A 23,262-nucleotide genomic window follows, 5' to 3' on the forward strand; every position below is an offset into this window, starting at 1 on the left:
CCTAAAAAGCTTATTTAGCTCTTTCAACTATTTCAACAAGTCTCCATCTCTTATCTTTAGATAATGGTCTAGTTTCCATTATTAATACTCTATCATTCATGTTAGCTTCATTGTTTTCATCATGAGCTTTGAATTTAGTAGTTCTATTCATAGTTTTTCCGTATAGTGGATGTCTTACCTTAGTTTCAACAGCAACTACGATAGTTTTATCCATTTTATCAGAAACAACTCTACCGATTTTCTTCTTTCTTAATCCTCTTTCCATTAGGGGCTACCTCCTTCCAGATTTACTGTTCAAATGCCCTGATCTCTTCTTCTCTAATGATGGTTTTGATTTGGGCTATAGATTTCTTTACTTCTCTTATTCTCATAGGATTTTCTAATTGTCCTGTAGCTAATTGGAATCTTAAGTTGAATAATTCAGCTTTTAATTCTCCTAGCTTAGCAACTAAATCTTGAGGATTATTTGCTCTTAAATCTTTTAATTCTCTAGCCTTCATTATTCTTCACCACCCATTTCCTCAAAATCTCTTCTTGTAACGAATTTACACTTTACAGGAAGTTTGTGTGATGCAAGTCTCATTGCTTCTCTTGCAACTTCTTCGTTAACTCCTGATAATTCAAATAATACTCTACCAGGTTTAACTACAGCTACCCAATATTCTGGTGAACCTTTACCAGAACCCATTCTTGTTTCAGCTGGTTTTTCAGTAACTGGCTTATCTGGGAATACTTTTATCCAAAGTTTTCCTCCTCTTCTAATGTATCTGTTAATTGCTATTCTGGCAGATTCTATTTGGTTACTTGTTATCCATCCACAAGTTTGCGCTTGGATACCAAAATCTCCATATGCAAGGAAATTACCTCTAGTAGCTTTTCCTTTCATTCTACCACGTTGTACCTTACGATGCTTAACTCTTTTAGGCATTAACATGATTATATTCCTCCTTTCTTACGCGTTAACTTCTTCCTTCTTTTCAACTTTTTTAGTTGGAAGAACTTCTCCATTATAAACCCAAACCTTAACTCCGATTTTACCGTATGTTGTATCTGCTTCAGCAAATCCATAATCGATATCAGCTCTTAATGTTTGTAGTGGAATTGTTCCTTCGTGATATTGTTCAGTTCTAGCGATTTCAGCTCCGCCTAATCTTCCTGAACAAGCTGTTTTAACACCCTTAGCTCCTAATCTCATAGCTCTTTGGATGCTTTGTTTCATAGCTCTTCTGAAAGAAACTCTTTTTTCTAATTGAGCAGCAATGTTTTCAGCAACTAATTGAGCGTTTGCTTCAGCATTCTTAACTTCAACTATGTTTATTAAAATGTTCTTTCCGTTTACTAATTTAGCAATCTTAGCTTTTAAAGCTTCGATTCCTGCACCACCTTTACCGATAACAACACCTGGTTTAGCAGTATATATATTTAACTTAACTCTTTTAGCTGATCTTTCGATTTCAATCTTAGCGATTCCAGCTGAGAAAAGTTCTTTCTTTACGAATTCTCTTATTTTGTTATCTTCGATTAAGTTATCTGCAAATGTTCTCTTATCAGCATACCATTTTGCATCCCAACCTTTGATAACTCCAACTCTAAGTCCGTGAGGATGTACTTTTTGACCCACTTGTTTTTCCCTCCTTCTTACTAAGCTCTTTCTTTAACTACTACTGTTATATGACTTGTTCTCTTATTGATTCTGAACGCTTTACCGTGGTCCATTGGTCTGAATCTCTTTAAAGTTGGACCAGCACCTACGAATGTTTCAGCAACATATAAGTTTTCAACATTTAAGTCATGATTGTTCTCTGCATTTGCAACAGCTGATTTTAAAACTTTGTTTATAACAACTGCAGCATCTTTTGGAGTGTATTGTAATATAGCGAAAGCCTCGTTAACGTTTTTTCCTCTTATTAAATCAAGAACAACTCCTACTTTCATTGGAGACATTCTAACATATTTAGCTATAGCTCTAGCTTCCATTGGTGTTCCTCCTTTCCCAGATTACTTTCTTTTTCTTGATGCTTTTTCGTCGTAATCGTGTCCTCTGTATGTTCTAGTAAGTGCAAATTCTCCTAATTTGTGTCCTACCATATCTTCGCTCACATATACTGGAACGTGTTTTCTACCATCATGAACAGCGATTGTATGACCAATCATTTGTGGGAAAATTGTTGATGATCTTGACCAAGTCTTAACAACCTTATTTTCACCATTAGCATTCATTTCTTCTATCTTCTTTAAAAGTCCTTCGTGTACGAAAGGTCCCTTTTTTATTGATCTACTCACTATAATTTGCCTCCCTTCATAATCTCTAGGCCCAGTAAGCCTGAAGAGAATTAATTCTCTTCAATTACTTACTATTTCTTCTCTTTATTATGAATCTATCAGAATACTTCTTATTCTTTCTAGTCTTGTATCCAAGTGCTGGTTTACCCCATGGAGTAACTGGACTTGGTCTACCGATTGGTGATCTACCTTCACCACCACCATGAGGGTGATCGCAAGGGTTCATTACAGAACCTCTAACTGTAGGTCTCCATCCCATGTGTCTCTTTCTACCAGCTTTACCAATGTTAATGATATCGTTAGTAGTGTTAGAAACTGTACCGATTGTAGCTTTACATTCGATTCTTACATATCTCATTTCACCTGAAGGTAATCTTAATGTTGCATAGTTACCTTCTTTAGCCATTAATTGAGCAGAAGTACCTGCTGATCTAACCATTTGGCCACCTTTACCAGCTTGTAATTCTATGTTGTGAACAACTGTACCAACTGGCATATCTTTTAATGCTTTTGCATTACCAACTTTGATATCAGCTTCTGGTCCAGATACGATTGTATCTCCAACCTTTAATCCTACTGGTGCAATGATATATCTCTTTTCACCATCAGCATATACTACTAAAGCAATGTATGCTGTTCTGTTTGGATCGTATTCTATAGTAGCAACTTTTGCTGGAACACCATCCTTATTTCTCTTGAAATCTATTATTCTATACTTTCTCTTAGCTCCACCACCGTGGTGTCTAACAGTTATTTTACCTTGTGCATTTCTACCACCAGTTTTCTTTAAAGAAACAAGAAGTGATTTCTCTGGGCTGTTTGTAGTTATTTCTTCAAAACTAGCCATAGTCATTTCTCTTCTTGATGGTGTAGTAGGTCTAAACTTTTTAACTGCCATGCTAATTCCCTCCTTCTTTAAGCTTATCTGGTATTTTTACCAATACTACGCTTTGATATTATTGCATTCCTTCGAAGAATTCAATACCTTTGCTATCTTGAGCTAATGTGATTATAGCTTTCTTTTGGTCAGCTCTTTTACCAACATGTACGCCCATTCTCTTAGTTTTTCCCATAGTTCTTATAGTTTGAACTTTTTCAACTTTAACGCCGAAAACTTCTTCAACCGCTTTTTTGATTTGAACCTTATTAGCGCTCATATGAACTATGAAAGTGTACTTCTTTTCTGCCATTGCAGCCATTGACTTTTCAGTTATAACTGGTTTTCTGATTATATCGTGGCTTGTTAACTTCATTATGCGTACACCTCCTCAATCTTTGATACAGCATCCTTAGTCATGATTACTTTTGAGTATTTTAATAAATCATAAACGTTGATGTTGTTAACTGGAAGTACTGCTACTCCTTCTATGTTTCTAGCTGATTTGTAAACTGTTTCGTTTGCTTCAGCAGTAACGATTAATGTCTTTTTAGCATTGAAAGCATTTAACATTTTAACTATTTCCTTAGTCTTAGGAGCTTCTAATGTTAAGCTGTCTAATACTACCATTTCATCATTTTGAACCTTGCTAGTTAAAGCTGATAACATAGCAACTTTTCTCATTGATTTTGGTACTGACATTCTGTAATCTCTTGGCTTTGGTGCGAATACAACTCCACCTTTGATCCATTGTGGTGCTCTGATTGATCCTTGTCTAGCTCTACCAGTTCCCTTTTGTCTCCAAGGCTTGATTCCGCCTCCTCTAACCTCAGCTCTAGTCTTAGCTGATTGAGTTCCTTGTCTCTTGTTAGCTAATAATGCAACAACTACTTGGTGCATAGCATCTGCATTCACTTCAACAGCGAATACTTTATCATTTAATTGAATATCTTCAATTTTATTTCCTTCTTTGTTAAATAATCCTACTGTAGGCATTCTGTCTCCTCCTTTCTAAAGAAATTAAGCTTTAACAGCGTTTCTTATTACAACTGTGCTCTTGTTAGCACCTGGGATACCACCCTTAACTAATATTAAGTTCTTTTCAGCTATTACTTTAACAACTTCTAAGTTTAATACTGTTGTGTTAACAGCTCCCATGTGTCCTGGCATGTTCTTGTTCTTGAATGTTCTTGATGGATCAGAAGAAGCTCCCATTGAACCTACTGCTCTGTGGAACTTAGAACCGTGTGACATTGGCCCTCTGTTAGCATTCCATCTCTTAATAACCCCTTGGAATCCCTTACCTTTAGAAACTCCAGAAACGTCAATCTTATCTCCAGCTGCAAATAAATCAGCTTTGATTTCTTGACCTACTTCGTAAGCGCTGCAATCTTCTAATCTGAACTCTTTTAATGTTCTTCTTAAAGATACTCCAGCCTTAGCAAAGTGTCCTTTTCTTGGCTTATTAACTAATTTTTCTCTTATTTCACCGAAACCAACTTGTATTGCTTCATAACCATCCTTTTCGATAGTCTTCTTTTGAACAACAACACATGGTCCAGCTTCTACTACAGTTACAGGAACTACCTTTCCATTTTCATCGAAAATTTGAGTCATCCCTATTTTCTTACCGATTATAGCTTTTTTCATGTATTTACACCTCCTAAACGCATTAGCGGATTGCTCTTGCAATCATAACCGTTCAAACTGTTTATTTAATAGTTAAGCTATTATAGCTTTATTTCGATATCTACACCAGCAGGTAAGTTTAATCTCATTAATGCATCAACAGTCTTTGGTGATGGATTAACGATGTCGATTAATCTCTTGTGTGTTCTGATTTCGAATTGTTCTCTTGAATCTTTGTACTTATGAACAGCTCTTAATATAGTAACAACATCTTTTTCAGTAGGTAGTGGTACTGGACCTGCAACCTTAGCTCCTGTTGATTTAGCTGTTTCAACGATTTTTTCAGCAGATTGATCTAATATAGTGTGATCAAAAGCCTTTAATCTGATTCTTATTTTTTGTTTTGACATTCTGGTTTCCCTCCTTTTCATGTACGCTTTACTTCTAACGCACAACAGCAATAGTTATGTAAACTGTTCCTGGTGTTTCCTACCTAAGAACACAAGTTACTATCCCTGCCGTCGGATTCTAGATCCTGACTTGCTCCTCAAGAATAACCCGGAAGTCCGGCAACCTCTTGATTCATCGCGTTATGCTACACAACTTCTTTATTATACTATCTTTATAAATCTTTATCAAGACTTTTTTTTCATCTTTTTTTAACCATTTTTTATAAAAATTTTTTAAGTTTTTAGAAGTAATCCTGTCGTTCAACTGTTATAATTTTATATCGAATTTAAAATTTTTTCAATAGTATATTTGATGAAATTTTAGTTTCTATTGCCTTATATTATATATATTTAACCAATTTATTGTATTATAAACATTTTTTATGCTTATTTTTAGTTTCTATATACATAATTTCTGAATTACTTTATATATTCTCATCACATATAATAATAAAAACAATTACTATTCTTCTCTTTTAATAATACACATTCTATTTATACTATATATCTAAAAAAACTTCATTGCTTTATTTTTTTATTTTTATACTTTTTTAGCTTTTATAATTATTAGTATATATTAATAAGCAAAAAAAGAAAGAGCAAAGGCGTCCCCTTACTCTTTCTCTTTTTTTGTGATCACATTATTCTAAGCGCTTTAATTTAAAATTTATATTTAAAAAGAATTTAAAACTTAATTTGAAAAGTTTAAAACTATTCGATTATAGAAGTAACAACTCCTGAACCTACAGTTCTTCCACCTTCTCTGATAGCGAATCTTAAACCTTCATCCATAGCTACTTGAGTGATTAACTCAACGTTCATATCGATGTGGTCTCCAGGCATAACCATTTCCATTCCTTCTGGTAATTTGATTGATCCTGTAACGTCTGTTGTTCTGAAGTAGAATTGTGGTCTGTATCCATCGAAGAATGGAGTATGTCTACCACCTTCATCTTTCTTAAGTACGTATACTTGACCTACGAACTTGCTGTGTGGGTTAACTGATCCAGTTTTAGCTAAAACTTGACCTCTTTCGATTTCAGTTCTTTGAACCCCTCTTAATAATGCTCCGATGTTATCTCCAGCTTGTGCTTCATCTAATAACTTTCTGAACATTTCGATTCCTGTAACAACAACTTTTCTCTTTTCTTCCATTAATCCAACGATTTCTACTTCATCAGATACGTGTAAGATACCTCTTTCAACTCTACCAGTTGCAACAGTACCTCTACCTGTGATTGTAAATACGTCTTCGATTGGCATTAAGAAAGGCTTATCTGTAGCTCTTTCTGGTGTTGGGATGTAGCTATCTACAGCATCCATTAATTCCATGATACAAGCAGTTGCATCTGCATCTGTTGGGTTTTCTAATGCTCTTAAAGCTGATCCTTTGATTACTGGAATATCATCTCCTGGGAAGTTGTATTCAGATAATAATTCTCTAACTTCCATTTCAACTAATTCTAATAATTCTTCATCGTCAACCATATCTGCTTTGTTTAAGAAAACAACGATGTAGTCAACACCAACTCTTGATGCAAGTAGTATATGCTCTCTTGTTTGAGGCATTGGACCATCTGCAGCTGAACAAACTAATATAGCACCGTCCATTTGAGCAGCACCAGTGATCATGTTCTTAACGTAGTCAGCATGTCCTGGACAGTCAACGTGAGCGTAGTGTCTGTTTTCTGTTTCGTATTCAACGTGAGCTGTGTTGATTGTGATTCCTCTTTCTTTTTCTTCTGGAGCTCTATCTATATCAGCATAGTTGAACGCTTCTGCGAACCCTCTGTTTGCTAATACTGTTGTGATAGCAGCTGTTAATGTAGTCTTACCGTGGTCTACGTGACCGATTGTTCCGATATTTACGTGTGGTTTACTTCTTTCGAACTTTTGCTTTGCCATTTGAAAATCCTCCTTTATGGAAACAAACTTTTTTTGAATTTTAATTATATTATAAAATCCTAAATTTGTTTTTTATTATAAATTTAAATTATTTTTTAATTAATTAATATATATTAATTTCTGCAATGCTATCCATAAATATATTATGGATAACATTACAAAAAATTATTACAAAATTTAAAACTATTTAGCTCTCTTACCAGCAACTTCTTCTTGTATGCTCTTTGGAACTTCTTCATAGTGATCGAATACCATTGAGTAGTTACCTCTACCTTGAGATCTAGATCTTAAAGCTGTAGCATATCCGAACATTTCAGCTAGTGGTACGTACGCTCTAATAACTTGAGCTCCGTTAACAGCTTCCATTCCTTCCATTCTACCTCTTCTTGAGTTGATATCACCAATAACATCTCCCATGTACTCTTCTGGTACAGTTACTTCAACCTTCATCATTGGTTCAAGTAATACTGGGCTTGCTTTTTGCATAGCGTTCTTGAATGCCATAGAACCAGCAATCTTGAATGCCATTTCAGATGAATCGACTTCATGGTAAGAACCGTGTACTAACTTAACTTTGAAGTTTATAACCTCGTATCCAGCTATTATACCGTTCTTAGCAGCTTCTTGTATACCAGCATCGATAGCAGGAATATATTCTCTTGGAACAGCTCCCCCAACGATAGCATTTTCAAATACGTATTCGCCTTCAGTTGGTTCCATTTCAATTACAGCGTGACCGTATTGACCCTTACCACCTGATTGCTTAGCGTATTTAGCTTCAGCTTTAACAGCTGATCTGATAGTTTCTTTGTAAGCAACTTGAGGAGCTCCAACGTTACATTCAACTTTGAATTCTCTAGTTAATCTATCAACGATGATATCTAAGTGTAATTCACCCATACCAGCAATGATTGTTTGACCTGTTTCTTGATCAGTCCAAGTCTTGAAAGTTGGATCTTCTTCAGCTAACTTAGATAAAGCTAATCCCATCTTTTCTTGACCAGCTTTTGTCTTTGGCTCGATAGCTACAGATATAACTGGTTCTGGGAATTCCATTGATTCAAGTATAATTGGTGAGTTTTCATCACATAAAGTATCACCTGTTGTAGTGTTCTTTAATCCTATGATTGCTCCTAATTCACCTGCTTCTAATGACTCAACTTCTTCTCTAGTATTTGAGTGCATCTTAACAAGTCTTCCGATTCTTTCTTTCTTACCCTTAGTTGAGTTAAGAACATATGAACCACTATTCATTATACCTGAGTAAATTCTTGTGAAGGCAAGTTTTCCAACGAATGGGTCAGTAGCAATTTTGAATGCTAAAGCAGCCATTGGAGCTTCATCTGAAGCTTCTCTTGAATCTTCTTCACCTTCTAAAGTTTGACCTTGGATTGCAGGAATATCTAATGGTGATGGTAAGTAAGCAACAACACCGTTGATCATTTCTTGAACCCCTTTATTTTTGTATGAAGATCCACATATACATGGAACTATTTCATTAGCTATAGTAGCTTTTCTTAAAGCAGCATGTAACTCTTCTTCTGTTAACTCTTCACCTTCAAGGTATTTTTCCATTAACGCTTCATCAGTTTCAGCTATTGCTTCAATCATAGCCATTCTATATTCTTCAGCTTGATCTGCTAATTCTGCAGGAATTTCTTCTATTCTTACATCTTTACCTAAATCATCATAAGTAAGGATAGCATGATTAGATATTAAATCGATCATCCCTCTGAATTCAGCTTCAGCACCTACTGGTATTTGTATTGGAACTGCATTAGCTTTTAATCTATCTCTAACAGTGTTTATACATCTGAAGAAATCAGCTCCTGTAGCGTCCATCTTATTAACATAAATCATTCTTGGAACGCCATACTTATCTGCCTGTCTCCAAACAGTTTCAGTTTGTGGTTCAACCCCACTCTTAGCGTCTAGAACTGTAACAGCTCCATCAAGAACTCTTAATGATCTTTCAACTTCTACTGTGAAGTCTACGTGTCCCGGAGTATCTATGATATTTAATTCATGACCTTCCCAGAAACAAGTTGTTGCTGCAGAAGTAATTGTTATACCTCTTTCTTGTTCTTGAACCATCCAGTCCATTGTAGCAGCACCTTCATGAACTTCTCCTATTTTGTGGCTCTTTCCTGTATAGAATAATATTCTCTCAGTTGTTGTTGTTTTACCAGCATCAATGTGAGCCATTATTCCGAAGTTACGGAATTTGTCTAATGGATATTTTCTAGCCATTGTGTGTCCTCCTCTCAATGAGTAATTTTATATTCGACAAAACTGTTTTGGCATAAGCCAAAACAGTTCTTGTAATATTAGTATCTGTAGTGAGCGAATGCTTTGTTTGCTTCTGCCATTTTGTGAGTATCTTCTCTCTTCTTAACAGCAGCTCCAGTATTGTTAGCTGCATCTAATAATTCTCCAGCTAATCTTTGAGCCATAACTTTTTCGCCTCTTTTTTTAGCAGCAGCTAAAATCCATCTTAACCCTAAAGTTTGTCTTCTCTCAGGTCTAACTTCGATTGGAACTTGGTAGTTAGCACCACCTATTCTTCTAGCTTTAACTTCTAATAAAGGCATAACATTGTTCATAGCTTCTTCGAATACTTCTAAAGCATCTTTGCCTGTTTTTTGCGCCATAATTTCAAACGCTTCGTAGCAAATCTTTTGTGCTACTCCTTTTTTACCATCTTCCATTACGTTGTTTATTAACTTAGTAACAACCTTTGAGTTGTACATTGGATCTGGTAATACATCTCTTTTTGCGATAAATCCTTTTCTTGGCACTTTTCTTCCCTCCTTAACAATTTTAAATTTAATTCATAGGTACTCGGTAATTTTTTATTACCGTAAAGTGCTTCGCTTCTTACATCTATATAAACTTATGTAAAATTTCTAGTCTATGTAAATGCCGAAGATAAGCACTGTCTTAGTTTAGAAAACTATTTTTGCTTTGGTCTCTTAGCACCGTATTTAGATCTTCCTTGCATTCTGTTAGCTACTCCAGCACAGTCTAGTGCTCCTCTTACGATATGGTATCTAACACCAGGAAGGTCCTTAACTCTACCACCTCTTATAAGAACAACGCTGTGCTCTTGTAAGTTGTGACCTACACCACCGATGTAAGCAGTAACTTCGAATCCATTTGTAAGTCTTACTCTCGCAATTTTTCTTAACGCTGAGTTAGGCTTCTTTGGAGTAGTAGTTTTAACAACTGTACAAACTCCTCTTCTTTGTGGACACTCGTTTAGTGCTGGTGCTGTTGATTTGTTAACAACAGTCTTTCTACCTTTTCTTACTAATTGGCTTATAGTTGGCATTTCTTCACCTCCTGAAATTTATTTATCTATATAAAATAAGATAAACACTAATTTATTATTCTAGGGTCAATACCGCTGATGATTTAACATCAATTCCGCTTATCTTCCCAAGTTCGTTCATTGTAGGTATCTCTACAATGTCAATGTTTTTCTCTTTTGCTAGTTGAATGATTGGAGAAATCAACTTAGCATTTGCATCTTTAGCTACATATAAAACTTTACCTTCATCACTTTTCAGCAATTTAGTGCATTGTTTTATTCCAATTACTTTTTTTACTACAATTCTGTCTAACATGAATCCCCCTCCTTAATTAAAGTTCACAGAGGCATGCTATACAGGATGCCTCCATAAATCATGTAGACAATCATACTGTAGTGTAGCTTTAAAATCACACAATTGGTATTTTATCATTTAAGCATACACATGTCAATAAAATTGCATTGTATTATTCTATTGTATCAATATTATCTTCTTCAGCTTCTTCCCCTGGTACATCAAGCTTCACAGATCTATATCTCATCATGCCTGTTCCAGCTGGAATTAACTTACCTATAATAACATTTTCTTTCAATCCTATTAATGGATCAATTTTACCTTTGATAGCTGCTTCTGTAAGAACTCTTGTTGTTTCTTGGAATGAAGCTGCTGATAAGAAACTATCAGTTGCTAGAGCTGCTTTTGTTATACCTAATAACGCCATTTCGCCCTTAGCTTCTTCTCCACCAAATTCTCTTACTCTTGCATTTTCTTCTTCAAAGTCAAACATATCTATCATTGTACCCGGTAATAACTCTGTATCTCCAGAATCAGAAACTTTTACCTTTCTAGTCATTTGTCTAACAACTACTTCTAAGTGCTTATCATTAATATCAACACCTTGAAGTCTATAAACTTTTTGAACTTCTGAAAGTAAGTATCTTCTAGCACCTTCAACACCTTTAATATTCATTATATCGTGAGGGTTAACTGAACCTTCTGTAATTTCGTCTCCTGCTTCGATAACATCATTATCAGATACTCTTAATCTTGAACCAAATGGAATGTCATAGCTACGTTCTTCTCCGTCAGCTCCCATTACATATACAGTCTTTTTCTTTTTAGTTTCTTCAACTCTTACAGTACCTGCAATTTCAGAAACTATAGCAAGACCCTTTGGTTTTCTAGCTTCAAATAATTCTTCAACTCTAGGAAGACCTTGAGTGATATCCGCACCTGTAGCAACACCACCAGTATGGAATGTTCTCATTGTAAGCTGAGTACCTGGTTCTCCGATTGATTGAGCAGCTATTATACCAACAGCTTCTCCTATATTAATCTTTTGAGCTGTAGCCATATTCATACCATAACACTTAGCACAAACACCCACTTTACAGTTACAAGTGAAGACAGATCTTATCTTAACTTTCTTAACTCCTGCAGCTGTAATTCTATCAGCCATATGAGATTCAATATATTGATCTTTTGCTAATAATAATTCACCACTTTGAGGATCAATAATATCCTCAGCAGTATATCTTCCGTATAATCTTTCTGCTAATCCTTCAATTACTTCATTACCTTCTTTAATTTCAGCAACAATTAATCCTCTATCAGTACCACAGTCTTCTTCTCTTACGATAACGTCTTGTGATACGTCAACAAGCCTTCTTGTTAAGTAACCTGAATCGGCAGTCTTAAGCGCTGTATCGGCATTACCCTTTCTAGCACCATGTGTTGAAATGAAGTATTCTAATACGTCAAGACCCTCTCTGAATGAAGCCTTGATTGGTAATTCGATGATTTTACCTGATGGAGCCGCCATAAGTCCTCTCATACCAGCTAATTGCTTGATTTGAGCCTTAGATCCTCTGGCCCCTGAGTCAGCCATCATGAATATTGGGTTGAATTTATCCAAGCTATCCATTAGTGCATTGGCAACATCTTCTGTAGTTTTACTCCATTTTTCAATAACTTTTTCATATCTTTCATCTTCAGATATGAATCCTCTTTTATACATCTTTTCTACCTTTTCAACTGTTTCTTCAGCTTCTCTAAGTAATTCATACTTAGCTTCAGGTACTATCATATCTGATGCAGCAACTGTTACGGCACCGATAGATGAATAGTGGTATCCTAATGCTTTGATCTTATCTAACATTATTGATGTATTAGTAGGACCGTGTTTTATATAACACTTATCTATTAATTTACCTAAAGTCTTCTTAGTTATTAAGAAATCAACTTCAAGATCGAATTCTGTTTCTGTATTTTCTCTATTAACATATCCTAAGTCTTGAGGAATAGATTCATTGAATATAATTTTACCTACTGTAGTTTTAATTATACCGTGCTTAACTACTCCATCTACTTCTTTAAACATTCTAACGTTAATTGCAGCATGAATAGCAATTTCTCCAACATTATAAGCCATTATAGCTTCATCAACTGATGAGAAATACATTCCTTCTCCCTTAGCGTTTTCCTTATCCATTGTTAAATAGTATGATCCTAAAACCATATCCTGTGTTGGTACACACACTGGTTTACCATCTGAAGGTTTCATAATATTATTAGCTGCAAGCATTAAGAATCTTGCCTCTGCTTGTGCTTCAACAGATAAAGGTACGTGAACAGCCATTTGGTCACCATCGAAATCGGCGTTATATGCTGTACATACTAATGGGTGAAGTTTTATTGCTCTACCTTCAACTAATACAGGTTGGAATGCTTGAATTCCTAGTCTATGTAGAGTAGGTGCTCTGTTAAGTAAAACTGGATGATCAGTAATAACTTCTTCAAGTATATCCCATACTTGATCATTAACTCTTTCAACCATTCTCTTAGCGCTCTTTATGTTGTGAGCAACACCATCTTCAACTAACTTTTTCATTACGAAAGGCTTGAATAACTCTAAAGCCATTTCTTTTGGTAAACCACATTGGTACATTTTCAACTCTGGTCCAACAACGATAACTGATCTACCAGAATAGTCAACTCTCTTACCAAGTAAGTTTTGTCTAAATCTCCCTTGCTTACCTTTTAACATATCAGATAATGATTTTAAAGGTCTATTACCAGGCCCTGTAACCGGTCTTCCTCTTCTACCATTATCTATAAGAGCATCAACTGCCTCTTGAAGCATTCTTTTTTCATTTCTAACAATTATATCAGGAGCTCCTAAATCTAAAAGCTTCTTTAATCTGTTATTTCTGTTAATTACTCTTCTATATAAATCATTTAAGTCAGATGTTGCAAATCTTCCTCCATCTAATTGAACCATTGGTCTTAAATCTGGTGGAATAACAGGAATTACGTTTATAACCATCCATCTTGGATCATTTCCTGATTTTCTGAAAGATTCAACTACTTCTAATCTTCTTATGATTCTTACTTTCTTTTGACCACTACTAGTCTTTAACTCTTCTTTTAAGTCTCTTGAAGTTGCTTCTAAGTCTATTTCACCTAAGATTTCTTGAACAGCTTCCGCACCCATTCCAGCTACGAAACTTTCTTCTCCAAACTTATCTACAGCTTCTCTATATTCTTTTTCACTTAAAAGTTGTTTCTTTAATAGTGATGTTTCCTTAGGGTCTATAACTACATATGAAGCAAAGTAAAGAACTTTTTCTAAAGCTCTTGGTGACATATCTAAAAGTAATCCCATTCTTGATGGAATCCCTTTAAAGTACCAAATGTGAGATACTGGGGCAGCCAGTTCAATATGCCCCATTCTCTCTCTTCTTACTTTGGCTTTTGTAACTTCAACTCCACATCTGTCACAAACAATACCTTTGTATCTAACTCTCTTGTATTTACCACAATGGCATTCCCAGTCTTTCATTGGTCCAAATATTCTTTCACAGAATAGACCATCTCTTTCTGGTTTTAAAGTTCTATAATTAATTGTTTCAGGTTTCTTAACTTCACCTCTAGACCATTCTCTAATTTGGCTTGGAGAAGCTAAACCAATTTGTATAGCATCAAAATTGTTCAATTCAAACAAGGGTATATCCTCCCTTCAATTTTAGTGTTCGTCATTAACGAAATCATCTAATTCTAATTCTTCTTCATGGAAACCTTCTAAAGTAAATGATTCATAATCTATATCTTCTTCAATTTCCTCATCATTAGTTGTGTAACTATCATCACCTGTCAATTGTTCTGGAACAACTTCTTCAGTTCCTTCGATATTTACTTCTAATTCTTCAGAGTCCTCGTCTGAGAATTCTTTTAATTTAACTTCTTCGTTATCTTCATTTAAAACTTTAACATCTAAGCATAAAGCTTGAAGTTCTTTTATAAGAACCTTAAATGATTCTGGAACTCCTGGTTCAGGGATATTTTCACCCTTAACTATCGCTTCGTATGTCTTAACTCTACCTACAACGTCATCTGACTTAACTGTTAAGATTTCTTGTAATGTATGAGCTGCACCATAAGCTTCTAATGCCCAAACTTCCATTTCTCCGAATCTTTGACCACCAAATTGAGCTTTACCTCCAAGTGGTTGTTGAGTAACTAGTGAGTATGGACCTGTTGATCTAGCATGGATCTTATCATCAACTAAGTGAGCAAGCTTTAAGATATACATTATACCAACTGTAACTTCATTATCAAATGGCTCTCCAGTTCTTCCATCGTATAATACAGTCTTTCCGTTTGCATTGTACCCAGCCTTTTCTAAACATTCTTCAATGTTCTTTTCTGTTGCACCATCAAATACAGGTGTTGCAATGTGCCATCCCAATGCACTTGCAGCCCAACCTAAGTGAACTTCTAATACCTGACCGATGTTCATACGTGATGGAACCCCTAGTGGATTTAAACAAATTTGTAGTGGTCTACCATCTGGTAAGAATGGCATATCTTCTTCTGGTAAAACTCTAGAAATAACCCCTTTGTTACCATGACGTCCTGCCATCTTATCTCCAACAGATATTTTTCTCTTTTGAGCTATATAACATCTTACAAGCTCATTAACACCTGGATTTAAGTCATCACCGTTTTCTCTTGTAAATACTTTTACATCAACGATAATACCAGCTTCTCCATGTGGAACTCTTAAAGAAGTATCTCTAACTTCTCTAGCTTTTTCTCCAAATATAGCTCTTAATAATCTTTCTTCAGCTGTTAATTCAGTTTCTCCCTTAGGTGTAACTTTACCTACAAGTACATCTCCTGATCTAACTTCAGCACCGATTCTGATTATTCCTCTTTCATCTATATCCTTAAGAGCATCTTCACTTACGTTTGGAATATCTCTTGTTATTTCTTCTGGTCCTAGCTTAGTATCTCTAGCTTCACATTCATATTCTTCAATATGAATAGAAGTAAATACGTCCTCTCTTACTAATTCTTCAGAGATAAGCATAGCATCCTCGTAGTTATAACCTTCCCATGTGATGAATCCCATTCTGATATTCTTTCCTAATGCGATTTCTCCTAGGTCAGTTGCTGGTCCATCAGCTAATACTTGGTTCTTAAATACAATTTCACCCTTATCAACTAATGGTCTTTGGTTAATACAAGTACCAGGGTTACTTCTCTTAAATTTAAGTAATTTATATGTGTCAATTCCTCCATCAACGTCTCTCTTGACTCTGATTTCTGAAGAACTTACATATACAACAGTACCTGAATTTTTAGCCTTAGGTAATACTCCTGAATCTGCTGCTGCTCTATACTCTATTCCTGTACCAACTATAGGCGCTTGTGGCTTTAATAGTGGAACTGCTTGACGTTGCATGTTTGCTCCCATAAGTGCTCTAGATGCGTCATCATTTTCAAGGAAAGGTATCATTGCTGTTGCAACCGAAACTATTTGTCTTGGTGAAACGTCTATTAAATCTACGTCTTTAGCATTAACTTGTAATATGTCATGCTTATGTCTAACAGTAACTCTACTGTCAACGAATCTTCCGTCTTCGCCAATAGGTTCCTTTGCTTGTGCAATTAAGTATAAATCTTCTTCATCAGCTGTAAAGTATCTTATTTCATCTGTAGCTTTTCCTGTTTCTTTATCAATAACTCTATATGGAGTTTCTATAAATCCATATTCATTAACTTTTGCATATGTTGCAAGTGAGTTGATTAATCCTATATTTGGTCCTTCTGGAGTTTCTATAGGACACATTCTACCATAATGTGAGTGGTGAACGTCTCTTACTTCGAAACCAGCTCTTTCTCTTGAAAGTCCTCCTGGTCCTAACGCAGATAATCTTCTCTTATGTGTTAATTCTGAAAGCGGATTCGTTTGATCCATGAATTGTGATAATTGTGAACTACCAAAGAATTCTTTTATAGCTGCAGCTACTGGTCTAATGTTTATTAACATTTGAGGAGTAATTGCCTCTTGGTCTTGAATAGTCATTCTTTCTTTAACTACTCTTTCCATTCTTGATAAACCAATTCTGAATTGATTTTGTAGTAATTCTCCTACAGATCTTAATCTTCTATTACCTAAATGGTCTATATCATCAGTATATCCAACACCATAAGCTAATCCTAACTCATAGCTTATTGTTGCAAATATATCATCTCTTACAATATGCTTAGGTATTAATCTAGTTATGTTCTTTTTAACTTCTTCTTTTATAGATTGTTCATCATCATAGTTTTCTAAGATTTCCATTAAAGTAGGATAATGAACAGCCTCTCTTATGTTTAAATCACTAACATCAAAAGGTAAAACTTTTTCTAAATCAACAAAATGATTTCCTATTACTCTTAATACTTTATCTTCTACTAAAATATCAACAGAGTTTATCCCTGCATTTTGTATGTTAGAAGCCATAGCTCTGCTTATTTTTTCACCTTGTTCAACCATTATTTCTCCAGTTGAAGGGTTTATAATATCAGTTGCTGCTATTTGATTTATTAATCTAAGATTAATAGCTAATTTTTTGTTAAATTTATATCTACCAACTCTTGATAAATCATATCTTTTTGCATCAAAGAATAAAGAGTCAATTAAAGATACAGCACTATCAACTGTTGGTGGTTCACCTGGTCTTAATCTCTTGTAAATCTCAAGTAAAGCTTCTTCCTTAGTTTTAGTGTTATCTTTTTCTATTGTTGCTTTAAATCTTTCTTCTTCACCAAAATAGTCTAAAAGCTCTTGGTCACTTCCATAACCCATAGCTCTAGCTAAAATTGTAATTGGTAATTTTCTAGTTTTATCAATTCTAACATAAATAACATCATTAGAATCTGTTTCATATTCTAACCATGCACCTCTGTTAGGAATAACAGTTGATGAAAATAGTTTTTTACCACTCTTATCAACAGTATTACTATAGTAAACACCTGGAGATCTAACTAACTGACTTACTATAACTCTTTCAGCACCGTTAATAATAAAAGTTCCTTGTTCAGTCATTAATGGGAAATCACCCATAAACACTTCTTGTTCTTTTATTTCTCCTGTTTCATTGTTTGTCAGTCTTACTGACACTTTTAGTGGAGCCGCGTAAGTACAATCTCTTTCTTTACACTCTTCCACTGAGTACTTAATATTATCCATATCAAGTTTATAGTCTACAAACTCAAGTACTAGATTACCAGTAAAGTTTGAAATAGGGTTTACGTCATCAAAAACTTCTAATAACCCTTCTCTTAAAAACCACTCGTAAGAATCTAATTGTACCTCGATTAAGTTTGGCATTTCGGTTACATCTTTAACCTTAGCAAAGCTCATTCTAGTTCTTTTTCCGACTTGGACAGGATGTACCATGAATTTTCACCCCTTGTTTAAAGTAAAATAACCAAAAACATAATTTCCCTAAGGACCTATGCTTTCGGAGAGCATCACGTTATAGTATAACCACTTTTTTACTGATTATACTCATTTTCGCAAGAATATATAATTATCCATAATGAATAGTACATTTTATGATAGTAACATATCAATTTTTCTTTGTCAATACTTTTATACACTTGCATTTTATTTGCATTTTATCAATATAATAGTATTTCTCAAATTATAGTTTTTTTATTCCATAAAAACTATTTAGGCAATAAAAAAGGTGCTATAAAGCACCTTTTTTATATTAAGTTAAGAAATTACTTAACTTCTACTTCAGCTCCAACTTCAGCTAATTTAGCTTTCATGTCTTCAGCTTCTTCTTTAGAAACAGCTTCTTTTAATGTCTTAGGAGCTCCGTCAACTATTTCTTTAGCTTCCTTTAATCCTAATCCAGTTATTTCTCTAACAACTTTGATAACTTTGATCTTGTTAGCACCAGCATTAGCTAATACTACGTCGAACTCAGTCTTTTCTTCTGCTGCAGCACCTGCAACAGCTCCACCAGCAACAGCAACTGGAGCAGCAGCGCTAACACCAAACTCCTCTTCGCAAGCAGTTACTAATTCGTTTAATTCTAAAACAGTCATTTCTTTTATAGCTTGAATGATTTCTTCTCTTGTCATTTTAATTGCACCTCCAAAATTTTTATCAGTTTATTATTCAGCTGACTCTGATTCTTTTTTTTCTTTAATTGCATTTAATAAATATGCAAGGTTTGATAATGGAGCTTTGAAGCTTCCAAGAAGTTTTGCAATAAGAACTTCTTTTGATGGGATTGTTGCAAGTTTTTCAACTCCAGCCTTGTCATAAACAATACCGTCAACAACACCTGCTTTTAATTCTAACTTCTTGTGGTCCTTAGCGAAGTTATTTAATACTCTAGCAGGAGCAGTAGCATCTTCATATCCGAATGCTATAGAAACTGGTCCTTCTAAATATTGTTCTAAATCACTTAAACCTAATTCGTTAGCTGCTAATGTTACTAATGAGTTTTTGTAAACTTTATATTCAACACCAGCTTCTCTTAAGCTCTTTCTTAACATTGTATCTTCTTCAACTGTTAAACCTTGGTAATCAGCTAATGCTATACCTTGAGCTTTTTCTAACTTCTCTTTAATTTCAGCTACTTTAGCTTCTTTAATTTGTCTGTTCTTCTTTATCACTGTGTGTCCACCTCCTCACAGTTATTAACTGTAATATATATTAAGAAAGGTCTTCCCATAGACACAGGAAGACCAAATAAACAATCACTTATCTAGTTATCCTAGGCAGGCGATTACTTTAAACCTTACGGCACCTACTGTCTACGGAAACAGTATTCTCTTTTTTCACAACGAAATTTATTATACTATGTAAATTTCACTATGTCAATATTAATCTAAAACTTTTGTTGGGTTAATTTTAGCTCCAGGTCCCATTGTGCTTGAAACAGATACTGATTTAACGTATTGTCCCTTAGCAGCAGCTGGTTTAGCCTTAACTAAAGCATCCATTAAAGCATGGAAGTTTTGTTGTAATTTTTCAACTCCAAATGAAGCTTTTCCGATTGGGCAGTGAACGATAGCAGTTTTGTCAACTCTATATTCTACCTTACCAGCTTTGATGTCAGCTATAGCTTTAGCAACATCAAATGTAACTGTTCCTGATTTTGGGTTTGGCATTAATCCCTTAGGTCCTAAAACTCTACCTAATCTACCAACAACACCCATCATATCTGGTGTAGCTACTACTACATCGTAATCGAACCAGTTTTCACCTTGGATCTTTTGAACTAATTCTTCAGCTCCAACGAAATCTGCTCCTGCTTCTTGAGCTTCTGTAGCTTTAGCACCTTTAGCGAACACTAAAACTTTAACAGTCTTACCAGTTCCGTTTGGAAGAACAACAGCTCCTCTAACTTGTTGGTCAGCGTGTCTTGGGTCTACCCCTAATCTTACATGTAATTCGATTGTTTCATCGAACTTAGCTTTTGCAGTTTTTACAGCTAAATCTAATGCTTCAGCTGGTGTGTATAAAACGTTCTTATCAACTAATTTTGAACTTTCAACATATTTCTTTCCCATTGTTATGCCTCCTTCGTGGTTTTAGCGGTTTTTACCTCCCACATTTTAAAAAACTCAGAATTACTCTGCTATTGTAACACCCATACTTCTTGCAGTACCTTCGATCATGCTCATAGCAGTTTCGATTGTTGCAGCGTTTAAGTCTGGCATCTTTAATTCAGCGATCTTTCTTACTTGATCCTTAGTTAATGTTCCAACCTTTGTTCTGTTTGGAACTCCTGATCCGCTTTCTAATCCTAATTCTTTCTTAATTAGAACTGCAGCCGGAGGAGTCTTTAAGATAAAACTAAAAGATCTATCTTGGTATACTGTTATAACAACTGGTATTATTAATCCAGCTTGATTAGCAGTCTTTGCGTTAAACTCCTTACAGAATCCCATAATGTTAACACCATGTTGCCCTAATGCTGGACCTACTGGTGGTGCTGGTGTTGCCTTACCTGCAGGAAGTTGTAATTTAATCATTCCTGTTACTTTCTTAGCCATTTACTATTCCTCCTATACTGTGGTAATACGGACTTTTTGTCCTCCCACTTAATTAAAAACATTAGTTTTATATATAATATATTAAACTAATTTCTCAACTTGGTTAAAATCTAGTTCAGCTAATGTTTCTCTGCCGAACATATCTATTAAAGCTTTTATTTTGTGTTTTTCAACACTTATCTCTTGGATTATCGCTACGAATTCTCTTAGCGGCCCTGAGATAACTCTTACACTTTCTCCTACTTCTAAGTCAATATCAATCGGCATTTCAACAACACCCATTGATTCTACTTCCTCATCAGTAAGAGGTACTGGTTTAGAACCTGGTCCAACAAATCCTGTTACACCTCTTGTGTTTCTAACCACATACCATGACTCATCAGTCATTAGCATCTTAACTAACACATATCCTGGGAATTTTTTCTTTAAGGAAACCTTTTGCTTTCCATCTTTTTCTTCAATAACTTCCTCCATAGGAACTTGAATATCAAGAAGTAAATGCTCAAGATTTCTATTTTCTATAGTTTTTTCAAGGTTAGCTTTAACCTTATTCTCATATCCTGAATATGTGTGTACTACATACCATCTAGCTCTTTCACTCATATTTACTATAGATGAGAAACCTCACCTAAACCTCCTTCATTATAGTTTAAAAATCAATTTAAAGAGGTTTGTAAAAATATAATCTAACCCGCCTACTAATACAATATATATTAGTACGACTACGCCTACTGCAATTAACGCTTTTTTTGTGTCATCTTTAGAAGGCCAAGTTATTCTTTTAACCTCTGCCTTAAGCTCTCTAAAAAACTTAGAAATCCCTCTTTTTTCAGAAGTCTTAGTATTAATATTTACATTTACATTTTCTTTAATAGCCATTACTTCACATCCTTAACTATTGCGAGTATGTGTCATCACTCTAAAGCGAACTATTTAGTTTCTTTGTGTTGTGTGTGTTTTTTACAGAATCTGCAATATTTATTCATTTCCATTCTGTCTGGGTTGTTTTTCTTGTTTTTCATTGTGTTGTAATTTCTTTGCTTACACTCTGTGCATGCTAATGTTACCTTAACTCTCACAGTCTGCACCTCCAGTTTATCCAAATAATTATATAAGTCTATATGATATTGTGTTATCTATTTCGTTAATTACTTAAACACCTTACCACAAAACCGATATTATGTCAATAATATTAGCTTTGTAAAGGACTAGGTAAACTAACCCAGCCCTTATATATGTTAAGTAAAACTTTTACTATTCTATTATAGAAGTAACAACTCCTGAACCTACAGTTCTTCCACCTTCTCTGATAGCGAATCTTAAACCTTCATCCATAGCTACTTGAGTGATTAACTCAACGTTCATATCGATGTGGTCTCCAGGCATAACCATTTCCATTCCTTCTGGTAATTTGATTGATCCTGTAACGTCTGTTGTTCTGAAGTAGAATTGTGGTCTGTATCCATCGAAGAATGGAGTATGTCTACCACCTTCATCTTTCTTAAGTACGTATACTTGACCTACGAACTTGCTGTGTGGGTTAACTGATCCAGTTTTAGCTAAAACTTGACCTCTTTCGATTTCAGTTCTTTGAACCCCTCTTAATAATGCTCCGATGTTATCTCCAGCTTGTGCTTCATCTAATAACTTTCTGAACATTTCGATTCCTGTAACAACAACTTTTCTCTTTTCTTCCATTAATCCAACGATTTCTACTTCATCAGATACGTGTAAGATACCTCTTTCAACTCTACCAGTTGCAACAGTACCTCTACCTGTGATTGTAAATACGTCTTCGATTGGCATTAAGAAAGGCTTATCTGTAGCTCTTTCTGGTGTTGGGATGTAGCTATCTACAGCATCCATTAATTCCATGATACAAGCAGTTGCATCTGCATCTGTTGGGTTTTCTAATGCTCTTAAAGCTGATCCTTTGATTACTGGAATATCATCTCCTGGGAAGTTGTATTCAGATAATAATTCTCTAACTTCCATTTCAACTAATTCTAATAATTCTTCATCGTCAACCATATCTGCTTTGTTTAAGAAAACAACGATGTAGTCAACACCAACTCTTGATGCAAGTAGTATATGCTCTCTTGTTTGAGGCATTGGACCATCTGCAGCTGAACAAACTAATATAGCACCGTCCATTTGAGCAGCACCAGTGATCATGTTCTTAACGTAGTCAGCATGTCCTGGACAGTCAACGTGAGCGTAGTGTCTGTTTTCTGTTTCGTATTCAACGTGAGCTGTGTTGATTGTGATTCCTCTTTCTTTTTCTTCTGGAGCTCTATCTATATCAGCATAGTTGAACGCTTCTGCGAACCCTCTGTTTGCTAATACTGTTGTGATAGCAGCTGTTAATGTAGTCTTACCGTGGTCTACGTGACCGATTGTTCCGATATTTACGTGTGGTTTACTTCTTTCGAACTTTTGCTTTGCCATTTGAAAT

At 35.0% G+C, this 23,262-nt stretch carries 26 protein-coding genes and 1 other annotated feature; all 26 genes read right to left on the bottom strand.

What is annotated here, in order from left to right:
• Window positions 1-10: 10 nt before the first annotated feature.
• The 26 genes from rpsQ to tuf (I4V51_RS03900) all read right to left on the bottom strand — a co-directional run bounded on the left by rpsQ (window position 11) and on the right by tuf (I4V51_RS03900) (window position 23,255).
• Window positions 11-265 carry a 30S ribosomal protein S17 gene (gene rpsQ / locus I4V51_RS03775; protein WP_005212062.1) on the bottom strand — a complete coding sequence of 85 codons (255 nt, stop codon included), beginning with the start codon at window positions 263-265 and terminating at the stop codon, window positions 11-13.
• Between the two features lie 22 nt (window positions 266-287).
• Complete coding sequence (gene rpmC / locus I4V51_RS03780) at window positions 288-500, bottom strand: 50S ribosomal protein L29 (protein ID WP_005212060.1); 213 nt, start codon at window positions 498-500, stop codon at window positions 288-290.
• A complete protein-coding gene (rplP, locus tag I4V51_RS03785; RefSeq protein ID WP_040419026.1) occupies window positions 500-934 on the bottom strand; it encodes a 50S ribosomal protein L16 in 435 nt (144 codons plus the stop codon). Before rplP ends, rpmC begins: the two co-directional genes overlap by 1 nt.
• 18 nt (window positions 935-952) lie before the next feature.
• Complete coding sequence (gene rpsC / locus I4V51_RS03790) at window positions 953-1,621, bottom strand: 30S ribosomal protein S3 (RefSeq protein ID WP_195986990.1); 669 nt, start codon at window positions 1,619-1,621, stop codon at window positions 953-955.
• Window positions 1,622-1,641: 20 nt separating this feature from the next.
• Complete coding sequence (gene rplV, locus I4V51_RS03795; protein ID WP_005212053.1) at window positions 1,642-1,977, bottom strand: 50S ribosomal protein L22; 336 nt, start codon at window positions 1,975-1,977, stop codon at window positions 1,642-1,644.
• A 21-nt stretch (window positions 1,978-1,998) separates the two neighbouring features.
• Complete coding sequence (gene rpsS, locus I4V51_RS03800; RefSeq protein WP_005212052.1) at window positions 1,999-2,283, bottom strand: 30S ribosomal protein S19; 285 nt, start codon at window positions 2,281-2,283, stop codon at window positions 1,999-2,001.
• Window positions 2,284-2,347: 64 nt separating this feature from the next.
• Complete coding sequence (gene rplB / locus I4V51_RS03805; protein WP_195986991.1) at window positions 2,348-3,181, bottom strand: 50S ribosomal protein L2; 834 nt, start codon at window positions 3,179-3,181, stop codon at window positions 2,348-2,350.
• Window positions 3,182-3,239: 58 nt separating this feature from the next.
• Window positions 3,240-3,536: a 50S ribosomal protein L23 gene (gene rplW / locus I4V51_RS03810; RefSeq protein ID WP_133016289.1), complete on the bottom strand. Its 297-nt coding sequence runs from the start codon at window positions 3,534-3,536 to the stop codon at window positions 3,240-3,242.
• Entirely contained in the window at window positions 3,536-4,156 is a 621-nt protein-coding gene (rplD, locus tag I4V51_RS03815) for a 50S ribosomal protein L4 (protein WP_195986992.1), read from the bottom strand. Before rplD ends, rplW begins: the two co-directional genes overlap by 1 nt.
• A 24-nt stretch (window positions 4,157-4,180) precedes the next feature.
• On the bottom strand, window positions 4,181-4,810 hold the full coding sequence (gene rplC / locus I4V51_RS03820; protein ID WP_195986993.1) for a 50S ribosomal protein L3: 630 nt from the start codon (window positions 4,808-4,810) through the stop codon (window positions 4,181-4,183).
• An 80-nt stretch (window positions 4,811-4,890) separates the two neighbouring features.
• Window positions 4,891-5,199: a 30S ribosomal protein S10 gene (gene rpsJ / locus I4V51_RS03825; protein ID WP_021876938.1), complete on the bottom strand. Its 309-nt coding sequence runs from the start codon at window positions 5,197-5,199 to the stop codon at window positions 4,891-4,893.
• A 750-nt stretch (window positions 5,200-5,949) separates the two neighbouring features.
• Complete coding sequence (tuf, locus tag I4V51_RS03830) at window positions 5,950-7,143, bottom strand: elongation factor Tu (protein WP_195986994.1); 1,194 nt, start codon at window positions 7,141-7,143, stop codon at window positions 5,950-5,952.
• A gap of 183 nt (window positions 7,144-7,326) precedes the next feature.
• Window positions 7,327-9,393 (bottom strand): elongation factor G, encoded by a 2,067-nt coding sequence (fusA, locus tag I4V51_RS03835; RefSeq protein WP_195986995.1) that lies wholly within the window; start codon window positions 9,391-9,393, stop codon window positions 7,327-7,329.
• A gap of 77 nt (window positions 9,394-9,470) precedes the next feature.
• Window positions 9,471-9,941 (bottom strand): 30S ribosomal protein S7, encoded by a 471-nt coding sequence (rpsG, locus tag I4V51_RS03840; protein ID WP_195986996.1) that lies wholly within the window; start codon window positions 9,939-9,941, stop codon window positions 9,471-9,473.
• Between the two features lie 155 nt (window positions 9,942-10,096).
• Complete coding sequence (gene rpsL / locus I4V51_RS03845; RefSeq protein ID WP_133016968.1) at window positions 10,097-10,474, bottom strand: 30S ribosomal protein S12; 378 nt, start codon at window positions 10,472-10,474, stop codon at window positions 10,097-10,099.
• 55 nt (window positions 10,475-10,529) lie between these two features.
• The gene (locus I4V51_RS03850) at window positions 10,530-10,769 is read right to left on the bottom strand and encodes a ribosomal L7Ae/L30e/S12e/Gadd45 family protein (RefSeq protein WP_195986997.1); all 240 of its coding nucleotides are present in this window, start codon (window positions 10,767-10,769) and stop codon (window positions 10,530-10,532) included.
• A gap of 151 nt (window positions 10,770-10,920) precedes the next feature.
• A complete protein-coding gene (gene rpoC / locus I4V51_RS03855; RefSeq protein ID WP_195986998.1) occupies window positions 10,921-14,457 on the bottom strand; it encodes a DNA-directed RNA polymerase subunit beta' in 3,537 nt (1,178 codons plus the stop codon).
• Window positions 14,458-14,478: 21 nt separating this feature from the next.
• Window positions 14,479-18,186, bottom strand: coding sequence for a DNA-directed RNA polymerase subunit beta (gene rpoB / locus I4V51_RS03860; protein ID WP_195986999.1), 3,708 nt, complete (start codon window positions 18,184-18,186; stop codon window positions 14,479-14,481).
• A gap of 329 nt (window positions 18,187-18,515) precedes the next feature.
• The gene (gene rplL / locus I4V51_RS03865; protein WP_005212821.1) at window positions 18,516-18,881 is read right to left on the bottom strand and encodes a 50S ribosomal protein L7/L12; all 366 of its coding nucleotides are present in this window, start codon (window positions 18,879-18,881) and stop codon (window positions 18,516-18,518) included.
• Between the two features lie 33 nt (window positions 18,882-18,914).
• Window positions 18,915-19,418, bottom strand: coding sequence for a 50S ribosomal protein L10 (gene rplJ, locus I4V51_RS03870; RefSeq protein ID WP_195987030.1), 504 nt, complete (start codon window positions 19,416-19,418; stop codon window positions 18,915-18,917).
• 36 nt (window positions 19,419-19,454) lie between these two features.
• Window positions 19,455-19,586, bottom strand: a sequence feature (ribosomal protein L10 leader region).
• A gap of 45 nt (window positions 19,587-19,631) precedes the next feature.
• On the bottom strand, window positions 19,632-20,321 hold the full coding sequence (gene rplA / locus I4V51_RS03875) for a 50S ribosomal protein L1 (protein WP_133017083.1): 690 nt from the start codon (window positions 20,319-20,321) through the stop codon (window positions 19,632-19,634).
• A 60-nt stretch (window positions 20,322-20,381) separates the two neighbouring features.
• The gene (gene rplK, locus I4V51_RS03880; protein ID WP_042402288.1) at window positions 20,382-20,807 is read right to left on the bottom strand and encodes a 50S ribosomal protein L11; all 426 of its coding nucleotides are present in this window, start codon (window positions 20,805-20,807) and stop codon (window positions 20,382-20,384) included.
• An 81-nt stretch (window positions 20,808-20,888) separates the two neighbouring features.
• Window positions 20,889-21,410: a transcription termination/antitermination protein NusG gene (gene nusG, locus I4V51_RS03885; protein ID WP_133017084.1), complete on the bottom strand. Its 522-nt coding sequence runs from the start codon at window positions 21,408-21,410 to the stop codon at window positions 20,889-20,891.
• A 39-nt stretch (window positions 21,411-21,449) separates the two neighbouring features.
• Window positions 21,450-21,686, bottom strand: a complete 237-nt coding sequence (secE, locus tag I4V51_RS03890) for a preprotein translocase subunit SecE (RefSeq protein WP_195468533.1) — start codon at window positions 21,684-21,686, stop codon at window positions 21,450-21,452.
• A gap of 50 nt (window positions 21,687-21,736) precedes the next feature.
• Window positions 21,737-21,886, bottom strand: a complete 150-nt coding sequence (rpmG, locus tag I4V51_RS03895; protein WP_042402281.1) for a 50S ribosomal protein L33 — start codon at window positions 21,884-21,886, stop codon at window positions 21,737-21,739.
• Window positions 21,887-22,061: 175 nt separating this feature from the next.
• Window positions 22,062-23,255 carry an elongation factor Tu gene (gene tuf, locus I4V51_RS03900; protein ID WP_195986994.1) on the bottom strand — a complete coding sequence of 398 codons (1,194 nt, stop codon included), beginning with the start codon at window positions 23,253-23,255 and terminating at the stop codon, window positions 22,062-22,064.
• Between the last annotated feature and the right edge of the window lie 7 nt (window positions 23,256-23,262).

The organism is Clostridium sp. D53t1_180928_C8, from assembly GCF_015667795.1.
Lineage (GTDB): Bacteria > Bacillota > Clostridia > Clostridiales > Clostridiaceae > Clostridium.

What these genes read in the sequence shown, in the direction of transcription:
- rplV (WP_005212053.1), bottom strand. Translation starts at nt 1,977, where the DNA reads ATGGAAGCTAGAGCTATAGCTAAATATGTTAGAATGTCTCCAATGAAA.
- rplP (WP_040419026.1), bottom strand. Translation starts at nt 934, where the DNA reads ATGTTAATGCCTAAAAGAGTTAAGCATCGTAAGGTACAACGTGGTAGA.
- rplW (WP_133016289.1), bottom strand. Translation starts at nt 3,536, where the DNA reads ATGAAGTTAACAAGCCACGATATAATCAGAAAACCAGTTATAACTGAA.
- rplB (WP_195986991.1), bottom strand. Translation starts at nt 3,181, where the DNA reads ATGGCAGTTAAAAAGTTTAGACCTACTACACCATCAAGAAGAGAAATG.
- nusG (WP_133017084.1), bottom strand. Translation starts at nt 21,410, where the DNA reads ATGAGTGAAAGAGCTAGATGGTATGTAGTACACACATATTCAGGATAT.
- rpoB (WP_195986999.1), bottom strand. Translation starts at nt 18,186, where the DNA reads ATGGTACATCCTGTCCAAGTCGGAAAAAGAACTAGAATGAGCTTTGCT.
- tuf (WP_195986994.1), bottom strand. Translation starts at nt 7,143, where the DNA reads ATGGCAAAGCAAAAGTTCGAAAGAAGTAAACCACACGTAAATATCGGA.
- I4V51_RS03850 (WP_195986997.1), bottom strand. Translation starts at nt 10,769, where the DNA reads ATGTTAGACAGAATTGTAGTAAAAAAAGTAATTGGAATAAAACAATGC.
- rpsL (WP_133016968.1), bottom strand. Translation starts at nt 10,474, where the DNA reads ATGCCAACTATAAGCCAATTAGTAAGAAAAGGTAGAAAGACTGTTGTT.
- rplD (WP_195986992.1), bottom strand. Translation starts at nt 4,156, where the DNA reads ATGCCTACAGTAGGATTATTTAACAAAGAAGGAAATAAAATTGAAGAT.
- rplK (WP_042402288.1), bottom strand. Translation starts at nt 20,807, where the DNA reads ATGGCTAAGAAAGTAACAGGAATGATTAAATTACAACTTCCTGCAGGT.
- tuf (WP_195986994.1), bottom strand. Translation starts at nt 23,255, where the DNA reads ATGGCAAAGCAAAAGTTCGAAAGAAGTAAACCACACGTAAATATCGGA.
- rpmC (WP_005212060.1), bottom strand. Translation starts at nt 500, where the DNA reads ATGAAGGCTAGAGAATTAAAAGATTTAAGAGCAAATAATCCTCAAGAT.
- rplC (WP_195986993.1), bottom strand. Translation starts at nt 4,810, where the DNA reads ATGAAAAAAGCTATAATCGGTAAGAAAATAGGGATGACTCAAATTTTC.
- rplA (WP_133017083.1), bottom strand. Translation starts at nt 20,321, where the DNA reads ATGGGAAAGAAATATGTTGAAAGTTCAAAATTAGTTGATAAGAACGTT.
- rpsQ (WP_005212062.1), bottom strand. Translation starts at nt 265, where the DNA reads ATGGAAAGAGGATTAAGAAAGAAGAAAATCGGTAGAGTTGTTTCTGAT.
- secE (WP_195468533.1), bottom strand. Translation starts at nt 21,686, where the DNA reads ATGGCTATTAAAGAAAATGTAAATGTAAATATTAATACTAAGACTTCT.
- rpsJ (WP_021876938.1), bottom strand. Translation starts at nt 5,199, where the DNA reads ATGTCAAAACAAAAAATAAGAATCAGATTAAAGGCTTTTGATCACACT.
- rplL (WP_005212821.1), bottom strand. Translation starts at nt 18,881, where the DNA reads ATGACAAGAGAAGAAATCATTCAAGCTATAAAAGAAATGACTGTTTTA.
- fusA (WP_195986995.1), bottom strand. Translation starts at nt 9,393, where the DNA reads ATGGCTAGAAAATATCCATTAGACAAATTCCGTAACTTCGGAATAATG.